Source organism: Streptomyces sp. NPDC058678, assembly GCF_042714835.1.
In the GTDB taxonomy this organism is placed as follows: Bacteria; Actinomycetota; Actinomycetes; order Streptomycetales; family Streptomycetaceae; genus Streptomyces.
In genome coordinates, this window is record NZ_JBHXSG010000004.1 from 201,998 (window position 1) to 224,162 (window position 22,165).

At 69.9% G+C, this 22,165-nt stretch carries 17 protein-coding genes and 3 pseudogenes; 10 read left to right on the forward strand and 10 right to left on the reverse strand.

Annotated elements, in window-relative coordinates; all coding sequences use genetic code 11:
- Positions 1 to 85: 85 nt before the first annotated feature.
- Positions 86 to 859: an Nramp family divalent metal transporter gene (locus ACFWWR_RS06625; protein WP_384302271.1), complete on the reverse strand. Its 774-nt coding sequence runs from the start codon at positions 857 to 859 to the stop codon at positions 86 to 88.
- 158 nt (positions 860 to 1,017) lie between these two features.
- Here ACFWWR_RS06625 and ACFWWR_RS06630 point away from each other — a divergent pair, with 158 nt between their 5' ends.
- From ACFWWR_RS06630 to ACFWWR_RS06640, 3 genes are all read left to right on the forward strand, one after another.
- Positions 1,018 to 1,776, forward strand: a complete 759-nt coding sequence (locus tag ACFWWR_RS06630; protein ID WP_383865412.1) for an IclR family transcriptional regulator — start codon at positions 1,018 to 1,020, stop codon at positions 1,774 to 1,776.
- 98 nt (positions 1,777 to 1,874) lie between these two features.
- On the forward strand, positions 1,875 to 3,083 hold the full coding sequence (locus ACFWWR_RS06635; RefSeq protein ID WP_384302273.1) for a PP2C family protein-serine/threonine phosphatase: 1,209 nt from the start codon (positions 1,875 to 1,877) through the stop codon (positions 3,081 to 3,083).
- A gap of 305 nt (positions 3,084 to 3,388) precedes the next feature.
- Complete coding sequence (locus ACFWWR_RS06640) at positions 3,389 to 4,360, forward strand: ABC transporter substrate-binding protein (RefSeq protein ID WP_383865416.1); 972 nt, start codon at positions 3,389 to 3,391, stop codon at positions 4,358 to 4,360.
- 186 nt (positions 4,361 to 4,546) lie between these two features.
- Here the strand turns inward: ACFWWR_RS06640 and ACFWWR_RS06645 are convergent, their stop codons facing one another.
- Positions 4,547 to 6,247: an NAD-dependent malic enzyme gene (locus ACFWWR_RS06645; RefSeq protein ID WP_384302275.1), complete on the reverse strand. Its 1,701-nt coding sequence runs from the start codon at positions 6,245 to 6,247 to the stop codon at positions 4,547 to 4,549.
- Between the two features lie 378 nt (positions 6,248 to 6,625).
- On the opposite strand from ACFWWR_RS06645, the gene ACFWWR_RS06650 reads away from it, so the two are divergent.
- A complete protein-coding gene (locus ACFWWR_RS06650; RefSeq protein WP_384302277.1) occupies positions 6,626 to 7,162 on the forward strand; it encodes a DinB family protein in 537 nt (178 codons plus the stop codon).
- Positions 7,163 to 7,193: 31 nt separating this feature from the next.
- On the opposite strand, the gene ACFWWR_RS06655 is transcribed toward ACFWWR_RS06650, so the two are convergent.
- Entirely contained in the window at positions 7,194 to 7,781 is a 588-nt protein-coding gene (locus tag ACFWWR_RS06655) for a DUF4291 domain-containing protein (RefSeq protein ID WP_384302279.1), read from the reverse strand.
- Between the two features lie 202 nt (positions 7,782 to 7,983).
- Between ACFWWR_RS06655 and ACFWWR_RS06660 the strand changes: the two are divergent.
- Positions 7,984 to 8,638: pseudogene (locus tag ACFWWR_RS06660) on the forward strand (maleylpyruvate isomerase N-terminal domain-containing protein).
- 186 nt (positions 8,639 to 8,824) lie between these two features.
- On the opposite strand, the gene ACFWWR_RS06665 reads toward ACFWWR_RS06660, so the two are convergent.
- From ACFWWR_RS06665 to ACFWWR_RS06680, 4 genes are all read right to left on the reverse strand, one after another.
- Positions 8,825 to 9,658, reverse strand: coding sequence for a class II glutamine amidotransferase (locus ACFWWR_RS06665; protein ID WP_384302281.1), 834 nt, complete (start codon positions 9,656 to 9,658; stop codon positions 8,825 to 8,827).
- Between the two features lie 591 nt (positions 9,659 to 10,249).
- Complete coding sequence (locus tag ACFWWR_RS06670) at positions 10,250 to 11,659, reverse strand: DEAD/DEAH box helicase (RefSeq protein ID WP_383865428.1); 1,410 nt, start codon at positions 11,657 to 11,659, stop codon at positions 10,250 to 10,252.
- A 210-nt stretch (positions 11,660 to 11,869) separates the two neighbouring features.
- Positions 11,870 to 12,784 (reverse strand): AAA family ATPase, encoded by a 915-nt coding sequence (locus ACFWWR_RS06675; RefSeq protein ID WP_383865430.1) that lies wholly within the window; start codon positions 12,782 to 12,784, stop codon positions 11,870 to 11,872.
- A gap of 2 nt (positions 12,785 to 12,786) precedes the next feature.
- Positions 12,787 to 13,995: a T4 RnlA family RNA ligase gene (locus ACFWWR_RS06680; protein ID WP_383865432.1), complete on the reverse strand. Its 1,209-nt coding sequence runs from the start codon at positions 13,993 to 13,995 to the stop codon at positions 12,787 to 12,789.
- A gap of 368 nt (positions 13,996 to 14,363) precedes the next feature.
- On the opposite strand from ACFWWR_RS06680, the gene ACFWWR_RS06685 reads away from it, so the two are divergent.
- Positions 14,364 to 15,569 (forward strand): MFS transporter, encoded by a 1,206-nt coding sequence (locus ACFWWR_RS06685; protein ID WP_384302283.1) that lies wholly within the window; start codon positions 14,364 to 14,366, stop codon positions 15,567 to 15,569.
- 53 nt (positions 15,570 to 15,622) lie between these two features.
- Here ACFWWR_RS06685 and ACFWWR_RS06690 read toward each other — a convergent pair whose 3' ends face one another.
- Positions 15,623 to 16,819, reverse strand: a complete 1,197-nt coding sequence (locus tag ACFWWR_RS06690) for a glycoside hydrolase family 64 protein (RefSeq protein WP_383865436.1) — start codon at positions 16,817 to 16,819, stop codon at positions 15,623 to 15,625.
- Between the two features lie 194 nt (positions 16,820 to 17,013).
- Here ACFWWR_RS06690 and ACFWWR_RS06695 point away from each other — a divergent pair, with 194 nt between their 5' ends.
- From ACFWWR_RS06695 to ACFWWR_RS06710, 4 genes are all read left to right on the forward strand, one after another.
- The gene (locus ACFWWR_RS06695) at positions 17,014 to 17,439 is read left to right on the forward strand and encodes a VOC family protein (RefSeq protein ID WP_383865438.1); all 426 of its coding nucleotides are present in this window, start codon (positions 17,014 to 17,016) and stop codon (positions 17,437 to 17,439) included.
- A gap of 304 nt (positions 17,440 to 17,743) precedes the next feature.
- The gene (locus ACFWWR_RS06700; protein WP_384302316.1) at positions 17,744 to 19,726 is read left to right on the forward strand and encodes an amino acid transporter; all 1,983 of its coding nucleotides are present in this window, start codon (positions 17,744 to 17,746) and stop codon (positions 19,724 to 19,726) included.
- Positions 19,727 to 19,965: 239 nt separating this feature from the next.
- Complete coding sequence (locus ACFWWR_RS06705) at positions 19,966 to 20,481, forward strand: class I SAM-dependent methyltransferase (protein ID WP_384302286.1); 516 nt, start codon at positions 19,966 to 19,968, stop codon at positions 20,479 to 20,481.
- A 379-nt stretch (positions 20,482 to 20,860) separates the two neighbouring features.
- Entirely contained in the window at positions 20,861 to 21,454 is a 594-nt protein-coding gene (locus ACFWWR_RS06710; protein WP_383865442.1) for an ALF repeat-containing protein, read from the forward strand.
- A gap of 64 nt (positions 21,455 to 21,518) precedes the next feature.
- Here ACFWWR_RS06710 and ACFWWR_RS06715 read toward each other — a convergent pair.
- A pseudogene (locus ACFWWR_RS06715) lies at positions 21,519 to 21,861 on the reverse strand (response regulator transcription factor); the annotation flags it as partial.
- Positions 21,862 to 22,074 (reverse strand): annotated as a pseudogene (locus ACFWWR_RS06720) (ATP-binding cassette domain-containing protein); the annotation flags it as partial. It lies immediately after the preceding pseudogene.
- Between the last annotated feature and the right edge of the window lie 91 nt (positions 22,075 to 22,165).

The following is a 22,165-nucleotide window of genomic DNA, read 5'->3' on the forward strand; positions in this document are numbered from 1 at the left end:
GGGGGCCTGATCGAAACGCAAGCGTTTCTCTAGCTGGAGTTCTGGACGCCGACGGCCTGTCCGGGCCGATGGCCGGACGTACGCCTCAGCAGGTCGCTGCCGCCGTGATGTCGACGCGCAGCGTGCGCAGTACACGCTTGCGCTCGGCCGGTCCCTCCGGCGCCTGCCGCTGCGCGGTCAGCGCCGAGTGCAGGTAGATGACGTGCGGCATCACCGTCGCTCCGATGATGCCGATGGCCAGTACGGCCGAGTCGGTGCCGTGGAAGACGGGCAGCATCCCCGACGCGAGCTCCGAGGGGGACTGACGGCCGGCGGCGACGAGGGTGTACGCGAAGCCCAGGGCGATGACGCCGAGCAGGAACACGATCTCCAGCTCGAACGGGCGGTACCCGCGCCGCTGGAGGGCCAGGATCGCGAAGCTCACCACCGCGGTGATCAGCGCGGCGGGCAGCATGGGGATGCCGAAGAGCAGATAGAGGCCGATCGCGGCACCCACGAACTCCGCCAGGTCGGTGGCCATGGCCACGACCTCGGCCTGTGCCCACAGCCCTACGACGACCGGCCGGCGGAAGTTGTCCCGGCACAGGGTCGGCAGGTCGCGGCCGGTGGCCAGGCCGGTCTTGGCGGAGAGGTACTGGATGAACATCGCTACCGCACAGGCCGAGACGAGCACCCAGACGAGCAGGTAGCCGTGCCGGGCTCCGGCCTGGAAGTTGGTCGCGAAGTTGCCGGGGTCGACGTAGGCGACGGCGGCGACGAAGGCCGGGCCGTAGAAGGCGAGCCGACGACGTCGGACCGTCCGGCGGAGCACAGCTTCTTGTGCGAGGGCGGGGGCCGCCGTGGAGGTACCGGTGCTCATCAGTGTGGCTCCTGTGAGTCGGGGAACGGCCAGGAATCGACCGACTCACTTCGCCCCGCCCCCTTTTTCTCCTCGGCGGGCCTCCTGGCCGCCTGGTCGGCCGCCCCGGGGACCGTACCCGCCTTGCCCGCGCCGTGTGTCTGGCGCAGGCTGGTCATATGCCTGGGCATGACGGCCCTACGCTGATCACCTCCGTCCAGCGGGCCTTCCGCCTGCTGGAGGTCGTGAGCGCGCACGAGAACGGCGCACCGGCGAAGCAGCTGGCGCGCGAGACGGGCCTGCCCCTGGCCACCGCCTATCACCTGCTGCGGACCCTGGTCCACGACGGATACGTGCGGAAGCTGGACGACGGCGGGTTCATCCTGGGTGAGAAGTTGCAGGCGCTGCACACCACGGGCCGCGGACAGGCACTGCTCAGCCGGATCCGGCCCACGCTCGCCGCGCTGCGGGACGAACTCGCGACCGCCGCCTACCTCACCTTCTACGAGGAAGGCGAGATCCGGGTGGCCGAGATCGTCGACGGCCCCCGGGCGCCCCGCGTCGACCTCTGGGTGGGATTCGAGGACGCGGGCCACGCCACCGCGCTGGGCAAGTCCGTGCTGCGCGAACTGGACGACGCCGCCCGCAAGGACTACCTCTCCCGTCACCACCTCGCCGACCTCACACCACGGACGATCACCAGTCGGCCGGAACTGCTGCGACGACTGGACGCCTCCCCCGGGGCCCCGGCCGTCACGGACCTGGAGGAGTACACCCTCGGCACGGTCTGCGTCGCCGTCCCCGTCTACAGCGGGGACACGCTCGGCTCGCTCGGTGTCTCACTGCCGGTGGACCGGCTCTCCCGGCTCCCCGAGATCCGGGCACGGCTGCTCCCGACCGCGAGTCGCGTCACCAGGGGCCTGTCGCTCACTATCTGAAAATCCGCGTCTTGTGGGGTACGGGTCGAACACGTTTCCTGGATGAAACGGTCATTTCGGGATTGCGCCCCGCTCACAAGTGAGGATTGCGGACAAAAATGAGTCAGCTCCGAGACCATGGTGACGACCACGGCCCGACGCGGCGGTTGAGGAACCGAGTGGCCGGTCCCGCGGCTCTCTGTAGGCGCGCCGTCGCGCAGCTGGCCGCCGGCGTACCCGTCCTGCCCGTGCTGATCGTCTCTCTCGTCGTGCTCGCCGACCTCGCCGACGGGGCGGGCATGATCTGGCTGCCGCTGCTAGCGGCCGGGCCCGCCCTGGCCGCCACCACCAACGGGCCGCGCGGGGTCCTCTGCGTCGGCCTCCTCGCTGTCGCGCTCGGCGCGACGCTCGGCACCTGGGAGAGTGCTCCGGGCCGGGAACTGGCGGCCGTACTGTCCGCCCTGGTGGCCGTCACCCTCGCGAGCGGCCTGGCCAGCGCGCTGCGCGGGCGCCGTGAACGGGTGCTCGCCGCCGTCCGCTCGGTCGCGGAGACCGCCCAGCACGCGCTGCTCAAGCCCGTGCCGGCGACCGTCGGCCCGTTCCAGGCGGCCGTCCGCTACAGCGCCGCGGCGGCCGAGGCCCGTATCGGCGGGGATCTGTACGCACTGATTCCCACGCCGTACGGAGTGCGGCTGATCGTCGGCGACGTGCGCGGCAAGGGGCTGCCGGCCGTGGGGACCGCCGCGCTGGTACTCGGTGTCTTCCGCGAGGCCGCCTACGACGAGCCCGACCTGATCGCCGTCGTCGACCGGATCGAGCGGAGTCTGGCGCGCAATCTCGGCCACGACGACTTCGTCACCGCCGTGGTCGCCGGATACCCGCAGACCGGGCAACTGGAGTTGGTGAACTGCGGACACGCGCCTCCGCTGCTGGTCCGCGCGTCCGGTGCCATCGCGGCGGTGGAGCCCACGCATCCGGCGCCGCCCCTAGGGCTGCGCACCCTCATGGACCACACCCCAAACCTCCAGGTGCTGCCCTTCGACGACGGGGACCAGCTGCTGCTCTACACCGACGGCGTCACCGAGGCCCGCGACCACGGCCGCGCGTTCTATCCCCTCGCCGAAGGGCTGGCGCGCCACGTGTCCAACGAACCGGCACGCACCCTCGGCGCGCTCCATGACGAACTGCTGGCGCACGTGGGCGGACGACTGCACGACGACGCGGCGCTGCTCCTGATCCGCAAACCGACCCTGTCCGAAGCGACGATTCCCGAGCCGGCGTCCGAGTCCGGTCTCGGATGCGCAGCGCCGGCTGCCGAGGTCCTGTGATCCTCAGCCCCGTGGGGCTGGTGTGCGGGGGTGCGCTTCGCGGCGGGGACAGTGTGGACCGAACGGCGTGTTCACCGACCTCGGCGCGGCCAGGGCGTTGATGAAGCCCACCGGTCCCCCCCGCGGGTCCGTGGAGGAACTCCCTTTCCCGGGCGCCGTGTTGCGGGAGTCGAGACTGTCGGCGCCTCTTCTGTCCGGAGTGCTGACAGCGCGAAGATGGATATGTACATTGCGGCAGTCAAGAAGCTGCACAACCTCAGGTGTCTACGACACCGGTTCCCAGTTGCTTCTGTCAGGAGGGGCCCATGCAAAGGCGCATTCTCGGGCTTGCCGTAGTGATGATCACGGCCGTCGGCACGGCCGGATGCGGGTCGTCGGACTCGGGGGCGAGCGGTTCGTCGTCCTCGGGCGGGACGACCAAGGTCAAGGTCGGCATCATCCCGATCGTCGACGTGGCTCCGCTCTATCTCGGCGAGCAGAAGGGGTTCTTCAGCAGCCGGGGCATCAAGCTGGAGATGGTGAGTGCCCAGGGTGGCGCGGCGATCATCCCCGGTGTGGTGAGCGGTCAGTTCCAGTTCGGCTTCAGCAACACGACGTCACTGATGATCGCCCAGGTCAAGGGGGTGCCGGTCAAGTCAGTGGCCAACGGCGCGGCCTCGAACGGCAAGGTCGGCGCCGATGTCACCGGTGTGGCGGTCCGGAAGGACAGCTCGATCAAGTCGGCCAAGGACCTTGCCGGGCACACGGTGGCGGTGAACACCCTGCAGAACATCGGGGACACCACGGTCCGCCACTCGGTCCGGGAAGCGGGCGGTGACCCGTCGAAGGTCAAGTTCGTGGAGATACCGTTCGACCAGATGCCGGCCGCACTGGACGACGGACGGGTGGACGCCGCCTGGATGGGTGAGCCCGCGTCGACGATCGCCAAGTCGCAGGGTGCGCGCGTCGTGGCCTCGCCGTTCGCCGAGACGGACCCGAAGCTCACCGTGGCGACGTACTTCACCTCGACCAAGCTCACGCAGCAGAATCCCGACCTCGTCAAGAAGTTCACCGCGGCCATGGCCGAGTCACTGCAGTACGCCACCGACCACCCGGACGAGGCACGCCAGGTCCTCACCACCTACACCAAGATCAGCGGCGACGTCCTGAAGAACCTCACGCTGCCCAGTTGGCCGGCGGAGGTCGACATGCCCTCCCTGGAGAAGCTGGCCTCACTGGGGGAGAAGGACGGCCTCTTCGGCGACAAGAAGCCCGACCTGAACACGTTGTTCTCGTGATCGGCGGTCAAGCGCCGACACGCGACGGCCCCGGCCGTCTGTGAGGTCGCTTGGCCGTGGACCCGATTCACCACGGGCACTCTGAGCCCTGCCTGAGCGACTCGGCCGAGGGACGGCACGTCCGGAGAAGAGCAGGGGCCGGCCCGAACGCCGTTCGACACTGTCCTGGTGATGGCCCTCGTGCTGTCAGTCGTACTCCGGCTGCCACATGGCGTCCTGGATCTGCTGGATCACGTCGTCGAGGCGGGCCCGGGCGACGCCGTCCGCTTCGGCGCGGCGGACGACGGCCGCAGCGACCACGGCCGACGAGGTGCGCAGGTTCTCGACCTCCGGCAGCAGGGCGGCGCCGGGATCCGACAGGTCGGCGAGGTCCGCGACGGCCTCCGCCGCTGCCTGGAGCATGCCGTCGGTGATCCGCTCGGCGCGGGCCACCACCGCTCCCAGCCCCAACCCCGGATAGAGCAGGGCGTTGTTGGCCTGGCCGATGACGTGGGTGGTGCCGTCCAGCTCCACCGGAGGCACCGGGATGCCGACGGCGACCAGGGCCTTGCCGCCGGTCCACCGCAGCACGTCCGACGGCATGGCCTCGATCTTCTCCGTGGGGTTGGACAGCGGCAGGACGACCGGCCGGTCCACGTGGCGGGCCATGGAACGCACGACCTCCTCGGTGAAGGCACCGTGCTGGGTCGAGGTTCCCACCAGCACGGTCGGCCGCACCTGGTCCACCACGCTCGGCAGGTCGGCCGGCCGGTCGTCGGGCCACTCGTCGTCGGGTCGCGCGTAGGGTTCCTGGTAGTCACGCAGCCCTTCCGTGGACCGCCGCAGCAGGCCCTGGCGGTCCACGCACCAGATTCGCCGGGTGGCCTCCTTCCGGTCCAGCCCGTCGCGGACCATCGCGTCCCGCAACTGGTCGGCGATGCCCACGCCCGCCGTCCCGGCGCCGAAGACCACGACCCGCTGGTCCCGCATGGGCGTGCCGGTGACCCGCACCGCGTTCATGACGCAGGCCAGCGTGATCGCGCCGGTGCCCTGCATGTCGTCGTTGAACGTGCAGGTCTTCTCGCCGTACTGCTGGAGGATGCGGCGGCCGTTGCCGGGGCCGAAGTCCTCCCAGTGCAGCAGCGCGTGCGGGAACAACTCGCCCACCGCCTCCACGAAGGCGGCGACGAACGAGTCGTACGCCTCGCCGCGCACCCTGCTGTGCCGGTTGCCGATGTACAGCGGGTCGTTGAGCAGCGCCTGGTTCCCGGTGCCGACGTCGAGCATCACGGGAACGGCCCTCCCCGGGTGGATGCCCGCGGCGGCGGTGTAGACCGCCAGTTTGCCGACGGAGATCTGCATGCCGCCCACGCCCCAGTCGCCGATGCCGAGGAGTTGCTCCGCATCGGTCGCCACCACCAGGTCGACGTCGTCGGGGTCCAGGCCGAGCGCCTCGAACGCGGGGCGTACGTCCTGGGGGCGGTCGACGGACAGGTACACCCCGCGCGGCCGCCGGTATTCGTGGCTGTACCGCTTGATCGCCTCGCCCACGGTCGGGTCGTACACGATCGGCAGGAGCTCGGTGAGGTGGTCGGAGAGCAGTCGGAAGTAGAGGACCTCGTTGCGGTCGTGGAGCTGCTCCAGGTACACGTTCTTCGCCAGGTCGTCCGGCTGCGACCGTAGTTGCTCCCAGGCACGGCGCGCCTGGAGCTCCAGGGACAGCACCGCGGGTGGCAGCATCCCGACCAGGCCGTGCCGCTCCCGCTCCTCCTGGGTGAAGGCGTTGCCCTTGTTGCCCAGCGGGTCGGCGAGCAGCGCGCGTCCGCCCGGTTCCCTGCCACCGGTGTGACCCTTCCGCCTCCCGTTCCCGTTGTGGCCCTCTGGTGCACGATTCCGGGGCGGGGTCATCGGCTCTCCCTTACGTCGGACGCCTGTCGGCAAGGCTCTTCTGTGTCAGGCGGCGCCGGGTACCCCGTCAGGCGCGGCAAGGGACTCCGCCCGCCCGTCCTTTGCCGCTCTTTTGATGTGGCCCTGTGCCGCCCCTTCTCCGGCCGGCCTACGCCTACGAGCAGGCCGGCCGAGTGCGCCGACCGCCGACGTACCGTCCCGCCGACGTCGGTTTCTGATCCGAGCGCTGATCCAGAACCATGCCTGCATGGTGAGTACCTCGTGATGACTGCAAGAGCCGGTCGCGCCCGTTCCGGTTGCCTGCACCGGGCGATGAGTTTCGGTGCGGAGGGGAGTCTCCTCGGGACCAAGTCCGTTGACGAGTGGGGAGACTCCAGCGTGGGCGACATCGTGGTCCAGAAAATCGTTCGGCCCGAGCGCGCGGTATCCGGCCCCTGGCTGGAGGTGATCGCCTCGAATCTCGACCACCACCGTGCGACCTTCCTGTGGAAGTGCGAGGGCCTCTCGGAGGCACAACTGCGGCAACGGCCTCTGGAATCGTCCGAGTTGACCCTCCTGGGCCTCATGCGCCACCTGCAGGGGGTCGAGCGTGCCTGGTTCCAGCGGACACTTGCGGGTACGACCCCTCGGTTCTTCCCCTGTCGGACCTACGTCACCGCTGCCGGTGACGAGTGGTACGACGAGTCGGACCCCACGCCGGCCAGGGACGTCTACGAGGACTACCTGAAGGCGTGCGAGGAGTCACGGAAGGTGTTCGCACGGGTGACCGGCGACCCTGCACGCCTGGTCTCGAGCCCGGAGTTCGGTGACACCGACGTGCGGTTCGTCCTCGAGCACGTGATCGAGGAGTACGCCCGCCACGTCGGCCACGCGGACCTCCTCCGCGAAGCCGTCGACGGTGCCGTCGGCGAGTAACCCGCCCTCTTGCCGTATGTCGGACCGCGTCTCAAGGGGTGATCACCTCCCGTCGGTTCCCCGGATAGGGGCGTTCCGGCGGGAGGAGCCGCCGGGCAGCCTCCAGGTCCTCGTCCCGAACCCTGGCGTGGATGGTGTGCGCGAGTGAGGTCACGTCGGTGATGGAGACCGTCCACTCGTCCGCATAGCGGTGTGCCGCCTCGCCCGTGAGCCCGAGTTGCAGCGAACGATGGCCAAGAGGCCGCAGGCGCAGGTCACGCTCGGGGTCCCACTGCACTCGGGCCGGTGCCCGCTTCAACTGACGCTTCCAGGTGGCGCGGTCGGGGTGCAGTCCGTGCTCGTAGTGCGTCAGGCAGGCGTTCTCCAGCGCCCACTCGAAGCCCTCACGGGTGATCTCGACGGCAAGGACGGTCTCCTGACCTTCCTTGGTGCCCCACCCGCAGCGATACATCATCCAGAGGAACGACGGCTTGATCCACGTCATTCGGTCCCGCTGCCACGCTGCCGGAAAGTGGTCGTCCCGGGCCGCGGGCAGGCCGATCTCCGGTGCGTACGCCTGATACACGGTGACCGTGGAGGCCGTGTAGAGGGCGCGGATCCGGTGCCTGGGTTCTTCCACGGAGTCAGAGTGGCCGACACCGTTCGACGCGTGCCATCGAATTGATCGAGTGCTCGGCAGCCGGGTACGTGCTGAGCATCCGCAACGGGGCCGCGGTTCCGGCAGTTGTTGCGGCTCTGACCTGGTACGACCGTCAGGGTGCGCCGGTCGGGAGCGGGCGAAATCGGTCGCAGCGAGGGGCGGGCGCTGCTGGTTTGCGGCCGTGGATCTCTTCTCGCGCTCCTGGACGGCGTTGCGCTCAGCGGTCGCCGAACTCCACGACCAGGACTTCGCGCGGCCGTCCGGCTGCACCGGTTGGCTCGTGCGGGATCTGGTGTGCCACCTGATCATCGACGCCCAGGACGTCCTGATCACCCTCGTCACCCCCGTAGAAACGGAACCGACCCGGGACGCGGCGACCTACTGGGACATCGTCGAAGCCCCGACCGGCGACGACCCGCTCGACGCGCTGGTCGTCCGTCTGGCCGCCGCGTACGAAGAGCCGTGGCTGCTCAAGTTCCACTTGGACGACGTCGGTTCGGCAGCCGGTCGCGCCGCCGAACTCGCGGATCCCACGATCCGGGTGGGCACCCGCGACGAGGTGCTCACGGCGGGCGACTACCTCGGCGCGTACGTCCTGGAATGGACGCTGCACCACCTCGACCTGAATCGCCCACCTCCCGGACGCGGCGGCACCGCCCGCCGAAGGGCTCACCCGTTCGCGCGAGTTGCTGGAGAAGATCGGCGGTGCGGCGTTTCCCTCGTCGTTCTCCGACACGGACGCCCTGCTGATCGGCACGGGACGGCGTGCCCCGGCCGAAGCGGAGAAGGCCGAACTGGGTGAGTTGGCCAAGCAACTCCCGCTCGTCCTCGGCTGATCGGTCCGACCGGGCGGTCCATCGGGACCGTCGACGTCCGGCGTTGTCGCCGCGGCGGGCTTGGTGAGGACAGCTCTGGAACCGACGATGCCGTCGGCACGGCTCGGTCGGGGGTGGCCGGCGGTGACCCTCTCGTACTCGGCGCAGTCGCCATCACCGCAAAGGCGAGCTGCCCGGACAGAACACCTAGGCCGGCGCGAAGGCGCGCAGCTCGTCGGCACCTGCTCGCACCACGCCGTAACTGTGTTCCGGCACTTCGTTCCACGCTCCTGGCAGATGGCCCAAGGGCTCGGACACGACGAGGCGCGTTTCCTCGGACAGGTTCTTGAGGAACGACATGTCGGGGTGCAGTGCCCGCAGCGAGTCGACGCGGCTGCTGTAGTACAGCGAACGGGCGTGGCCCTCGCTGGCGTATCGGAACGCCCAGACACTCTCGCCGTCGGTGGTCGCGATGGTCATCTGAAGCGGGGCGGCGATGCCGTGGGCGTGACCCGTGCGCTCGACCAGCCCGGCCATCCGGGCGACCGCGCCTGGAGGGTCGTCCTCGAGTCCGAAGGTGAGCGCCAGGAAGAACATCACCTCGGAATCCGTGGACCCCTCGATGTCGGCGAACAGCGTAGGGTCCACGGCCAGGCTGAGTTCCCTGCGCACGAGGTGGAAGTCGGCAATGGCTCCGTTGTGCATCCACATCCAGCGGCCGTGCCGGAAGGGGTGGCTGTTGGTCTGCTGGACGGCCGTGCCCGTCGACGCGCGGATGTGGGCGAAGAAGAGGGGAGACGTGACGTGCCCGGCGATCTCCCGGAGATTGCGGTTGTTCCACGCCGGTCCGGTCTCGCGGACGACGGCTGGGCTGCTGAGGTCCGAGTCCTGCGCGTACCAGCCGATGCCGAAGCCGTCTCCGTTGGTCGTCTCCACGCCCATGCGGGAGTGCAGGCTCTGGTCGATGAGTGAGTGCTCGGGTTTGTACAGGATGGTTTCGAGGAGTTGGGGAGTCCCCGAGTAGACGAGCCATCGGCACATGGCGATCACCCTTTCCACACCCGACACCGAGGCCCTCCCGGCTGATGTCGCGGCGGGACGGGCCCATGGTCACCACCGACCCGGGAAGAGGCCGAGCCTGGGCGGCCGGAGAATACGCGGGCGGACCGCACGCACACCGCGCGCAGGTCCGCATGCGGCTTCCTCTCCCACGGTCGCTCGTGAAGCCGTTGATCGCATATGGAAGCAGCCTGGAAGCGACTGGTTCACGGATGCGGAGCAGGCATCCCGGCTCGTCCGCAGCCTCACCGGCGGCACGAGCACGGCGTCGGGAACGGCGTCGGGAACGGCCTCCGGCACTGCCCCGGCTGGACCTGCGGAGGGGTCAGGTCAGCGGGCAGCCGCCGAGGTGTGAGGTCCCTGAACGCACGGGCCCGGCGACCTCGGATCCGGCGCCGAGGGCCGAGGGTGAGCCGGTCCCGACCCGGTTGCCCGGTCCGGCTCTCCGGTCCCTTCGACGGCGCGTTCCGGTGCCGCAGACGGGCGAGGGCCGCATGAACACGGCTACTCACGGCACCCTGCAGCACCCCCGAAACGGTGTCCACTGACGGCCGGGTGCGGGTCCGTCCGGCGTCAGCGGCCCTTGCGTACCCGGGCCGCCGCGCGGGCCTCCGCGGTCTTGCGGGCCTCGGAGGCTTTGCGGGACTCCTTCGCGGGGCGGGTGCCGAGGCCGCGGAAGGGGGCGTTTCCGCCGGAGGTCTTGGGGCCGGCCGGAGGGCGCTTCGCCCCGGTGATGGCGGTCAGTTTCTCCTCGCCGGAGCGCACTTGTGTGACCGTCGGCCGGATCCCGGCCTCGGACATCATCCGGTTCACATCGCGCCGCTGGTTGGGGGTGACCAGGGTGACCACGCTCCCGGACTCCCCGGCGCGTGCCGTGCGCCCGCCACGGTGCAGGTAGTCCTTGGCGTCGGCCGGCGGGTCGACGTTGACGACGAGGTCGAGCGCGTCGATGTGAATGCCCCGTGCCGCGACGTTGGTGGCCACCAGGACGGTGATCTCACCGTCCTTGAACTGGCCGAGCGTGTGCATGCGCTGCGGCTGCGACTTCCCGCTGTGCAGGGCGGACGCCCGTACGCCGCTGGCCCGCAGGTGGCGGGTGAACTGGTCCACGCCGGCCTTGGTGTCCAGGAACATCAGCACCCGGCCGTCCCGCGCGGCGATTTCCGTCGCGGTCGCGTACTTGTCGGCGGCGTGGATGTTCAGCACGTGGTGTTCCATCGTGGTGACCGAGCTCGCGAGCCGGTCGACCGACGCGAGCACCGGGTCGTTCAGGTGGTCGCGCACCAGCTGGTCGACGTTGCGGTCGAGGGTGGCCGAGAACAGCAGCCGCTGCCCGCCGGAGGGGAGCTGGTCCATGATGTCCGACACCTGCGGCAGGAATCCCAGGTCGCACATCTGGTCCGCCTCGTCCAGCACCGTGATCCGCACGTGGTTCAGGAGGCAGTCCCGGCGCGAGACCAGGTCGGCCAGCCGCCCGGGCGTCGCGATGACCACCTCGGCGCCGGTCTTCAGCTGCGCCGACTGCCGGTTGATCGACAGCCCGCCGACCACCGTCGCCAGTCGTACGTTCAGCACCTTCGCGTACGGCTCCAGCGCGTCGCTCACCTGCTGTGCGAGTTCCCGGGTCGGTACCAGGACCAGCGCGAGCGGCCGCTTCGACTCCGCTCGCAGGCCTGCCGTCCGGACGAGCAGCGCGAGCCCGAACGCCAGTGTCTTGCCGGAGCCGGTCCGTGCGCGGCCGAGGACATCGCGGCCGGCCAGCGCGTTGGGCAGGGTCGCCGCCTGGATCGGGAAAGGCTCGGTCACCCCGAGGCCGGTCATCGTCTTCATCAGCTCCGGGGGCAGCCCGAGCGCGTCGAAGGACGCGGCCGGCGGCAGGCCCGGGGACACCGCCTGCGGCATCGACAGTTCGCCCTGCGGCGCTGTCGCCTGCCGGGGTTTGCCGACACGGGGGAGCCCAGAGGCCGACGGCTTCGCGTTCATGGGGAACCTTTCTGATCCTGCGCCCGGAACACGCCGGGGCCCGTACCCCTTGGTACGGGCCCCGGCGATGTCGAAGCGTGCCCCCATTTTACCAGCGGGCGCTTCTCTGCCCGCCGGTCCGGTCGGCCCGTGCACCGCACGCCGGGCCATCGCCGCCTCACGACGGCACACGGGCCTGATCGTCCGGGCGCACCGGCAGGCCGCCGCCGGCTAGAAGCTGCCGTAGTTGACCTGCCAGGTCGGCAGGCCCATACGGCGCCACACGGCGACGACGCGGTCCCGGTCGTCCAGGGAGACCCGCACCGCGAAGCGGTGACGCACATGCCGGTCGAAGAGTTCGGCCTTCACCACGTCGTCGCGGCGGCCGTCGCCGGCGGCGCGCATCCACAGCTCGTCGTACGGGACCTCGTGCGCACGCAGCCACGCCTCCGTTCGCTCGCGGTGCTCCTCACCGCGGCCGGAGAGCAGGACGACGACATCGCCGTCGGCGCTCCGGAAGGAGTGCAGCGCCCCGCGCACCGACACGTTGAGCAGGTCTTCCTCGCAGCGCGTGAAGTCGTAGGCACCCCGGTCGCCCCTGAGGGCGAGTGTGCCGTCGATGTCGCACATGACCGCCGAGGGCAGCGCCGGGTCGGCGGTGTACGGCTCGACGGAGGGCTCGTCGTTCAGCCACTCCGCGGTGAGCCGCCAGCCGCTCCTGCGGGCCTTCGTGTGCTTGTCGGCGAGGATCCGGATGATCTCCTCGCCGACTGACCTGTCCCGCTCGGCGTCGCGCCGTACGCACTCCTCCACCGGCACGTCGGTGAAGTCGTGCACGACGAAGGTGGCCTGCCCCGCCACCGCGGCCTTCAGCCGCTTCGGGATGTGCGGGGTCATGTGTGTGTTGTCCACCACGACATCGAAACCGCCGTCGACGGCCGCCCGCACCGCCGCGTCCTGGATCGCCAGCACCGTCTGCTCGTGCGCGTACGACTGCCCGCGCTCGGGTGCGGGGATGTCGAGCATCGCCCGCAGATCGTCGAGGTTGACGCGGCGCATCCGGCCCTCGGACTCCGCCTGCAGCCTGCGCGCGGCGGTCGTCTTCCCCGAGGCGGGGAGCCCCGTCATGACGTGTACAACGGGCACGGTCAGTTCTCCTCGTCGGTCTTGAACGGGTCGGACGCCTCCGGCCGGGCGGACCGGTAGGTGACGAGCTCGGTCGGGCGCCCGTCCAGCCGCAGGAACATGGCGGGGCGCAGGGCCGCGTCGGGCAGCGCACTCGCGGCGCGGGCGAAAGCTCCCCGGTCACCGACGAGAGGGGCAAGGGACCGGAACGCCTCGTCTATCGCACGCTCGCGGTCGTCCACCTGCTTCTCGATCCCCGCGATGACACCACGCACCCAGGTGTCGAACTCGTCGGGCACCTGCTCCAGCAGCGCGTCCAGGGGCCTGCCACCGGACGCGTCGATGTCCTCGGCCGAGCAGCCGAGCGCCTGGGCCACCTGCTTGGCGGGCAGGTCCGCGAACCGCTGGATGCCGTGACCGCGCCAGATGTCCCGTTCGGTCACACCGGTGAGCACCTTGTGGAGCCGGACGTACTCGGCGAGCTTGGCCTTGGCCCGCACGCCCGAGGCGAAGCGCAGCACGAAACCCTCCGCGTCGGTGCCCGTGGCCGCCCCGCCACCGGGCAGCCGGTTGGCCTCGGCCATGGCCAGCAGCTCGGCGAGCGGCATGGCGGGCCACACGGTGACCACCGAGCCGATGCCCCGCCAGCCGGCCGCGGCCTCCGCCAGGGTGACTTCCGTGCCGTCCTTGGCGAACGCGGTCAGCAGTACCAGATCACGACGGTCGCCGTAGTCCACGACGATCCGGTTCTGCGGGTACAGGATCTCGGCAAGGTAGGTCACCCCGGGAACGAGGTCGGAGGTGTCCTTCCCGTCGAGCAGACGCTGCGCCCACGTGGCCTGGGTGCTGATGAACGAACCCTTGGACGCGACCCGCCACCGGCCCGCGTAGTGGAAGACCACTGCCAGACTGCCGTCGACCTTGTCGTACACCTCGAACGGTTCGTCAGGGAGGGCGGGCGCGTAGGGCTGGCCGGCCTCGTGCTCACCGACGTTGAAGAACTTCGGCAGCGGAAGCGCGACGATCTCACCGGTGCTGTCGTCGGCCACGAGGCCGCGGCAGCGCGTGGTCACCCGGTTCCACACCCGCTCGTACTGGCATGTCCTCGTGTACGTGTAGATGGACAGCGGCAGTTCCGGGTGCGCCTTGCGCGTGACGTGTCCCGCGTCGAGCGCTGCAGCCAACTCCTGCGGCGGCAGCAGCTCATGAAGAGTCAGGTGGGCCTGGCTCATGTGTTCCTCCCCTTGCTGATGCCTGATTGTCACGTGCGGGGAGCGCCGGTGAACACCGATTTAGCTGCGGGAGCCCGAGGAAGGCACAGGTCACGGCGTGCGTCGGCGGGCGACGAGGCGCCCGCAAGCGCCCCGGCCGCCGGTGGCGAGAACGGTTGCACAAGGCGACGGACACCCGTACGGACTCCGAACCCGTGATGGCATAGTGGTGCCTCGGTGCCTCGGTGCCTCGGTGCCTCGGTGCCTCGGTGCCGCGCGGTCCAACGTCGGGGCGCATGCGGGCGGTTCGGGATCCGGACGATCCACAGGCCGCGGCGGGAGGGTCCCGTACCCCGCGACTCGTCGGGCGGTCGATCGGAGAGCGGCGGATGCCGAGTGGACTTGTCGCGCTGGCACTCGGCGGCTTCGGCATCGGTCTGACCGAGTTCCTGATCGCCGGGCTGCTGCCGCAGGTGGCGTCGAGTTTCGCGGTGTCCGAGGCGGCCGCCGGCTGGCTGATCTCCGGGTACGCCCTGAGTGTCGCGATCGGCGCGATCGCACTGACCGCTGCGACGGCGCGGCTGCCCCGCAAGACGGTCCTGGTCGGCCTGGTGGCCTTGTTCGTCATCGGCAACCTGTTGTCCGCCCTCGCGCCGAGCTATCCGGTGATGCTGCTCGGGCGGATCGTCGCCGCGTTGTGTCACGGTTCGTTCTTCGGCATCGGTTCGCTCGTCGCTCGCAGTCTGGTCGTGCCGGAGAAGAAGTCCCGCGCGGTGGCGGTCATGTTCGCCGGGCTGACGGTCGCGAACGTGCTGGGTGTGCCGTTCGGTGCGCTGGTCGGTGAGCGCTGGGGGTGGAGAGCGGCCTTCTGGGCGGTCACCACGATCGGCGTGCTCGCACTGGCGGGAATCGTCGCCTTCCTCCCCGGCCGGGCGGGAGAGGTGCGGTCGCCGACGACGCCGGGTCACTCGGACCCGGCACCGCTCAGCGGCCTGCGGGACCAGCTTCGAGCGTTCCGCTCCTGGCAGGTCTGGCTGACCCTGACGGCCACCGCGCTCAGCTACGGCGGGATGTTCGGTGCCTTCAGCTACATCGCCTACACCTTCACCGAGGTCGGCGGCTTCTCCCCGGGGGACGTCGCCTGGTTGCTGATGGTCTACGGCGTCGGACTGGTCGTCGGGAACCTGGTCGGCGGACGAGCCGCCGACCGTGACCGCGACCGCGCCCTGGTCCTCGCCCTGATCGGACTCACCGTCACCCTGGCCGTGTTCGGTCTGCTGGCCGGCAACGCCACCGCGTCGGTGGTACTGGTGTTCCTGATGGGGGTGTTCGGGTTCGCCGGCGTGCCCGGCATGATCACCCGCGTCACCGACTACGCCCACGGGGCGGCGCTGGCCGCCAGCGCCAATGTGTCCGCATCCAACATCGGCAACGCCCTCGGCGCCTGGCTCGGGGGCCTGGCCATCACCGCGGGCCTCGGTTACAGGGCACCGCTCTTCGTCGGCGCCGGTATCGTCCTGACCTCCGTCGTCGTCATGGTCGTCGCCGCACGCCAAGCCAGGTCACCCGCGCAGCGGACTGAGCACCGCATGTGAGGCGCACCGCCCATGTGCCCGCACGCGGCCGTGACCGCGTGCGGGACACCGGGTCAGCTGAAGGGATCCAGGGTGAGGTAGGCCTGGCGAGGATTGCCGTCGTGCACGAGGGACTCGTGGTGGCCGACGTCGTCGAAGGCGAAGGCGTACGCCTTCTGGTCGGTCATCTGCGCGTGGATGCTCCGGGCGTAGTGGTTGGTCACCGTGTCCTGGTAGAAGTCGGCCGCCGAGGCGTCCGGCTGACGGGGGTTGACCAGCAGTGTGGAGCGGTTGAAGCCTGCGCACAGAGTGCGCGAGATCGGCCCGCGTACGGCGTCGTTGGGCGCGTCGAGGAGCTTGTGGCAGCCGAAGATGCTGTCCGCGTCCGGCTTCTGGAAGCTGGTGACGACCGCGCCGGAACTGTTCGTGAAGTTCATGACGTTGCCCGAGACCCGGCCGTAGTACGTGGTGTTCGGCTGGTCGGCGAACGGGGTGACCGTCAGTGTCGTCGTCGTGTACTTCTGCCAGACGCGGTTGACGTAGTCGTCCATCACAGAAGCGGGCAGGGCCCCGCTCTGCAGCCCGTGGCCGGGGGAGAGCGCTCGCAGCACCGTGCCGTCGGACCGCGTCTGGACGAGGTTCCCCCATCCACCCGACCGCCCGCGCAGGGCGTTGAGGACCGCGTTGTATCCGCCCGGCTTGAGGCGCCCGGTGCTGGTGGTGCTGCCGTCGGCGCGTTGCACGCCGACGGCGTAGGGCGCGGCGAACATGTCCACCTGGGTGCTGTTGAGCCACAGCCCGGCATCGTTGAGCGTGTACTCCGACCAGTTGAACAGGATGTTCCGGTTCGGGTCGCTCGGATTCTGCACGGCGGGCTGCACCAGGCCGCCGGTGGTCAGCTGGAAGACCAGCTTCTGCCCGTAGGAGAAGTAGATCCGGCCGGAGAACTTGGGTATCCGGATGGTCGCCGACTGTCCTGCGGCCGGCCCGGGGATGGATGCGTCCGGTGCCGGGGTGGGTGGGGTACCGCCGGCGGGCCAGGGATGGAATGTCCCGGCCGCGTCGGCCCAGCCCTGCCGGCCGGTCGTGAGCAGGGTGCCGAGGTTGTAGACGTAGACCGGCCCGCTGCGGCCGGAGTTGTTGGTGATCTTCAGGGGGATCGTTTCGGGCACCGCCTGCGCGGGTGAGGGAGCCGCGAAGGCGAGCAGCGCGCCCAACAGGGCGGCTACCGCGGCCAGGGCCGCGAAGGGGTGCTTGGGCGTGGGTTGCACTCTCGACCTCCGTGCGAGTGGGGGATGGAGCGGGAAACGGAGCTTGGTCCGTACCTATGTGAGAGCGCTCTCAATGTCGCGCTGGGGCGAGAACATGTCAATGAGTGCGGCACACAGGCGTGTTGACTCCGCCCACACCGCGGCACGCGCCCGAGGTCCGTCCGCTCGGCCGCGGCTCACGGCACAGTGCAGGCATGAACACAGACGAGAGGAACATCCTGGCCCGGGGACGCGTGGCGACCAGGCTCCCGGCCCAGGATCTTGACCGGGCGCGGCGTTTCTACGCCGAGCGACTCGGTCTGGAACCCGTCGACGAACGGCCCGGCGGGCTGCTCTACCGGTGCGGAGGCACTGACTTCGCCCTGTTCAAGTCGACGGGGGCCTCGCCCGGCACCTTCACCCAGATGGGGTGGGAGGTCGACGACCTCGAGACGGTCGTCGCGGAACTCAAGCAGCGTGGTGTGGTGTTCGAAGAGGTCGACCTGCCTGGATTCAGAACGAGCAACGGGATCGCCGAGATCGACGGGAACTACCCGAGCAAGGGAGCACGGGGGGAACGAGCCGCCTGGTTCCGGGACAGCGAGGGCAACCTGCTGGGCATCGGCGAGCCGGTCGTCTGAGCCGGGCAAGGGGCACGGGACCTCGGCCTGACGGACGACAGACCGATGCCGAGGCTCGCGTCGGGTCCGCCGTGGGAGAAGCGCGTCACGACAAGGGCGTTCACCACTGTCCCTCCCGCTCTGCCGACCCCGGGCGTGTGCCGTGACCTGCGCTCGGCATGCCGACGCGCGCGGGCGGCGGAGTGCCGCCCCCCGGTGCGGTCGCGACTACCGCCAGGTCGCATACTCGGTGACCGGTGCGGTGCCGTGAGTGCGGTGACTGCTGTGACCGCGCGCTGGGCTGGCGGGAAGGCTGATGGGGGACATGAAGGACGCGAACGAACTCGCCGTGCCGGAAGTGGTGGAGAGTCCCGCTGTCCGGGCGCAGCCGACCGGCAGCCTGGCTCAGTGGTTGCTGCGCCACCGGGTGCAGCCGGTCGGACCGGCGGCCGGTGAGGGGCATACCGAGCCGCACGCCTGGTGGAAGGTGATGTGCCTGACCGGCGTGGACTACTTCTCCAGTCTGGCCTACGTGCCGGCGATCGCGGCACTCGCGGCCGGAGCGGTGTCGCCGTTGGCGACCCTGCTGATCGTGGCGCTGACCCTGGTGGGGATGCTGCCGATGTATCGGCGGGTGGCCCGGGAGAGCCCGCACGGAGCCGGGTCGGTGGCGATGCTCGAAGATCTGCTGCCGTTCTGGTGGGGCAAGCTGTTCGTGCTGGTCCTGCTCGGTTTCGTGGCCACCTCGTGGATCATCACGATCACCCTGTCGTCGGCGGACGCCTCCGTCCACATGATGGAAAACCCCTACCTGCCCCATGCCCTGCACGGTCATGAGGTCGCCATCACTGTGGCGTTGTTGCTGGTGCTCGGCGGGGTGTTCCTGCTGGGCTTCAGCGAAGCGGTCAGTGTGGCCATCCCGCTGGTCGCGGTCTTCCTCGTGCTCAACGCGGTGGTCGTCGCCGTGGGACTGGCGGATGTGTTCACCACTCCGGGGGCGTGGTCGGCGTGGACGGACGCACTCACCGCGGGCGGAGGCGGCTTTGGCGATCTGTTGGAACCGGCACTTGTGGCGTTTCCGCTGCTGGTGCTGGGGTTGTCCGGTTTCGAGACCGGGGTGAGCATGATGCCGCTGGTGGCCGCGGACGGCGCGGATGCCGAGCAGCGGCTGCGCTCGCGTATCCGCAACACCCGCAGGCTGCTGACCACCGCCGCCCTCATCATGAGCGTCTACCTGCTGTCCGCGAGTTTCGTGACCACCGTCCTCATCCCTCACAAGGAGTTCGAGCCCGGTGGCGGGGCCAACGGCCGGGCACTGGCCTGGCTGGCCCACGAGAACCTCGGTGAGGTGTTCGGCACCGCCTACGACATCAGCACCATCTTGATCCTCTGGTTCGCGGGCGCATCCGCGATGGCGGGGCTGGTCAACATCGTCCCGCGGTACCTGCCCGACTACGGCATGGCCCCGGAGTGGGGACGCGCGGTACGCCCGGTGGTGATGGTCTACACCGCCCTCTGCGTCCTCATCACCATCGCGTTCGACGCCGACGTCGACGCTCAGGCCGGCGCCTACGCCACCGGCATCCTGGCCATGATGGTCTCCGGCGCCTTCGCCGTCACCGTCTCCGTGATACGCCGCCGCCGACGCGCGACCGCCACCGGCTTCGCGTTGCTCACCGCGGTCCTGTTCTACGCCCTGGTCGCCAACATCGTCGACAAGCCCGACGGGATCACCATCTCCGGCATGTTCATCCTCGGCATCATCGCCGTGTCGCTGATATCCCGGGTCTCACGCACCACCGAACTGCGCGCCGACCGCATCGTCTTCGACCCGGCCGCCCGCCGGTTCATCACCGACACCCTTGCCCACGACAACGCCATCAACATCATCGCCAACCGCCGCCAGGCCGGAGACGGCGACGAGTACTCGGCCAAGGAGCGTGAGCAGCGCGGCACGAATCCGGTGCCCGGCCCGGCCGACGTGCTGTTCGTGGAGATCGACGTGGTCGACCCGTCCGACTTCAGCGAGACCCTCGCCGTACGCGGCGTCGAGGTCGACGGCTACCGGATCCTGCGCGCCGAGGCACCGGCCGCACCGAACGCCATCGCCGCGATCCTGCTCGCCCTGCGCAACGCCACGGGTGTTCAGCCGCACTGCTACTTCTCGTGGGCCGAAGGCAGCCCCTTGGTGCACATGTTCCGCTACTTCCTGCTCGGCCGCGGCGACACCGCTCCGGTCACCCGCGAAATCATCCGCAGCAATGAACCCGACCCTGATCGCCGTCCCGGCATCCATGTCGGGGGTTGACCGCGGACCCCGCGCACAAGTCACCCCGGCCGCGCCGACCGGGCCCTCCGCGGCCGGCGCGACTCCCACCGGGTGAGGAGCATGCGTCCGGACCGCTGCCGTGCCATGCTGAAAATGAGACGGAGGCCGCGATGGGGTTCTATGCCGAGCAAATGCTGCCGCGGATCATCAATGTCGCCTGCGGGGGAGAGACATCGAAACCGTTGCGAGGCCGTGTCTGTGAAGGCCTGAAGGGCGAAGTGGTCGAGATCGGATTCGGCACGGGCCACAACGTCCCCTTCTACCCGGCGTCCGTCACCGGCGTGACCGCGGTCGAACCTTCTGCTCTCGGATGGAAACTCGCCGCCGAACGCGTGAAGGCGGCAAGCGTCCCCGTGCGGCGCGCAGGCCTGGATGGTCAGTCCCTGCCGTTCGAGGACGACAGTTTCGACTCCGCGTTGTCCACGTGGACGCTGTGCACCATCCCCGACGCCGATGCCGCCCTCCGCGAAGTTCGACGCGTCCTCAAACCCGGAGGGGCCCTGCACTTCCTCGAACACGGACTGGCTCCGGAACAGGACGAGAACGTGCGTGGATGGCAACGACGCCTCGAGCCGCTCAACAAGAGGCTCTTCGGCGGCTGCCACCTCACCCGGCCCGCCGCCACCATGGTCACGAACGCGGGCTTCACGATCACGGACATCGATGTCTTCTACGAGAAGGGCACCCCGAAGCCCATGGGAGCCGACTCCCTCGGCACCGCCGTGGCCCCCTAGGCGGGTTCGTGTCTGCTCGAGGCGGCTGACGATGCCGCGCACTGCTGATCGGCGGTGAGGCCACGTCCGCGCCGTCGGGGCACCCGCAGGTGGGCCATGACGCTGTCGAAGGCCGGTGCGGCACCGGCTTGTCCGGTAGTCAGGACGAAGCCCGGACGGCGGCGACGACCGTCGACCGCGAGGTGGACCTTCGACCCGTTCCCGGGCGCCGTCGAGGGCCCACGATCCGCAGCCCGTTGTAGACGCCTCGCCAGTTGGCAGGCCGTCGGCAATGAGGGACCTGTGAAGACTGCATGATCCGGGCAGTGACCCGGCCCGATTCCCCTTGGGACGATGCCCCCGCTGTAGCACGTGACTACGACTCAAGGTGGTTCTCTCCGTGAGACTGACCCGCGCGACCCTCGCCGTGGCCGCCGGTGCCCTCGCCCCGGCCCTGCTGCTCTCCACTCCGTCCTTAGCCGCCGCCACGCCGCCGTCCATCGCCGCCGCGGCGTCGGTCACGGGCTCTCCCTACGACGAGATGGACGCGGACGACCTGCGCGTCGCGATCGCCCGCATCCTGGCCGACCCCGACAGCGGCAAGCGTGTTACCCGTGAGGCCAACGAGCTCCTCGACGACGGGACCGTGGAGGAGATGCGCGCCTGGCTCGAGACCGGTTACCGGCTCGCGCAGGCCGAGGACGACCGCGTCGCCATCGCCAGGCTCCTCGCCGACCCCGACAGCGGCAGGGCCGTCATCCGTGAGGCCAACAAGGCCCTCGACGACGGCAGTCCCGAGGTCGTGCGCGAATTCCTCGAAACCGGCCTCCGTCTCGCTCAGGCCGAGGACGACCGCGTCGCCATCGCGCGGATACTGGCCGACCCCGATATCAGCGACGCCCTGCGCGCGGCGGCGAACGCGGCCCTGGACGACAACACCCCGGAAGCGCTGCGCTACTTCCTTGAGGTCGGCCAGTACGAGGTCGACGGCTAGGGCCTGTCCGGCGGAAGCGGGGCCTGGGTGCGTGTGGATGCACGCACCGGGCCCCGCCTTCTGGCTATGGCTTGGCCCTGACCAGCCCGGCGTCGTACGCCACGATCACCGCCTGGATGCGGTCGCGCGCACCGATCTTGGCGAGGACGCGGCCGACGTGTTTCTTCACCGTGGACTCGGTGAGCACGAGACGTTCGGCGATCTCCGCGTTCGTCCAGCCCTGGCCGATGGCGACCAGTACCTCGTCGCTGAGCGTGTGCAGCCGGGGGTGCGGGAGCACCGGTGGGTGCGAGTACCTGGTGGGCGTAGGCGTCCAGCAGCCGCCGGGTCAGGCTCGGGGCCACGACCGCGTCGCCGGTCGCGACCGCGTGGATGCCCGCGACGAGTTCCTCGGGGCGGGCGTCCTTGGGCGAGGCGTGTTCGGCGTAGCGGCGTCCGTTGACGGTGACCGAGCCACCGGTGGGGGAGTCCAGGCCGATGATCATGCGCATGGTCGTGGACTTGCCGGCACCGTTGGGGCCGAGGAAGCCGGTCACCTCACCGGGTTTGACGGTGAAGCTCAACCGGTCGACCACTGTCTTGTCCCCGTACCGCTTCGTCAGCTCACGCGCTTCGATCATGGGTGTGGGTCTTCCTCGCCTTGGGCTCGGCCCCGCCCGTACCGCGGGACTCCGTTTCACCGTAGGGAGGTGTACGGCTGGAACCCTGGGA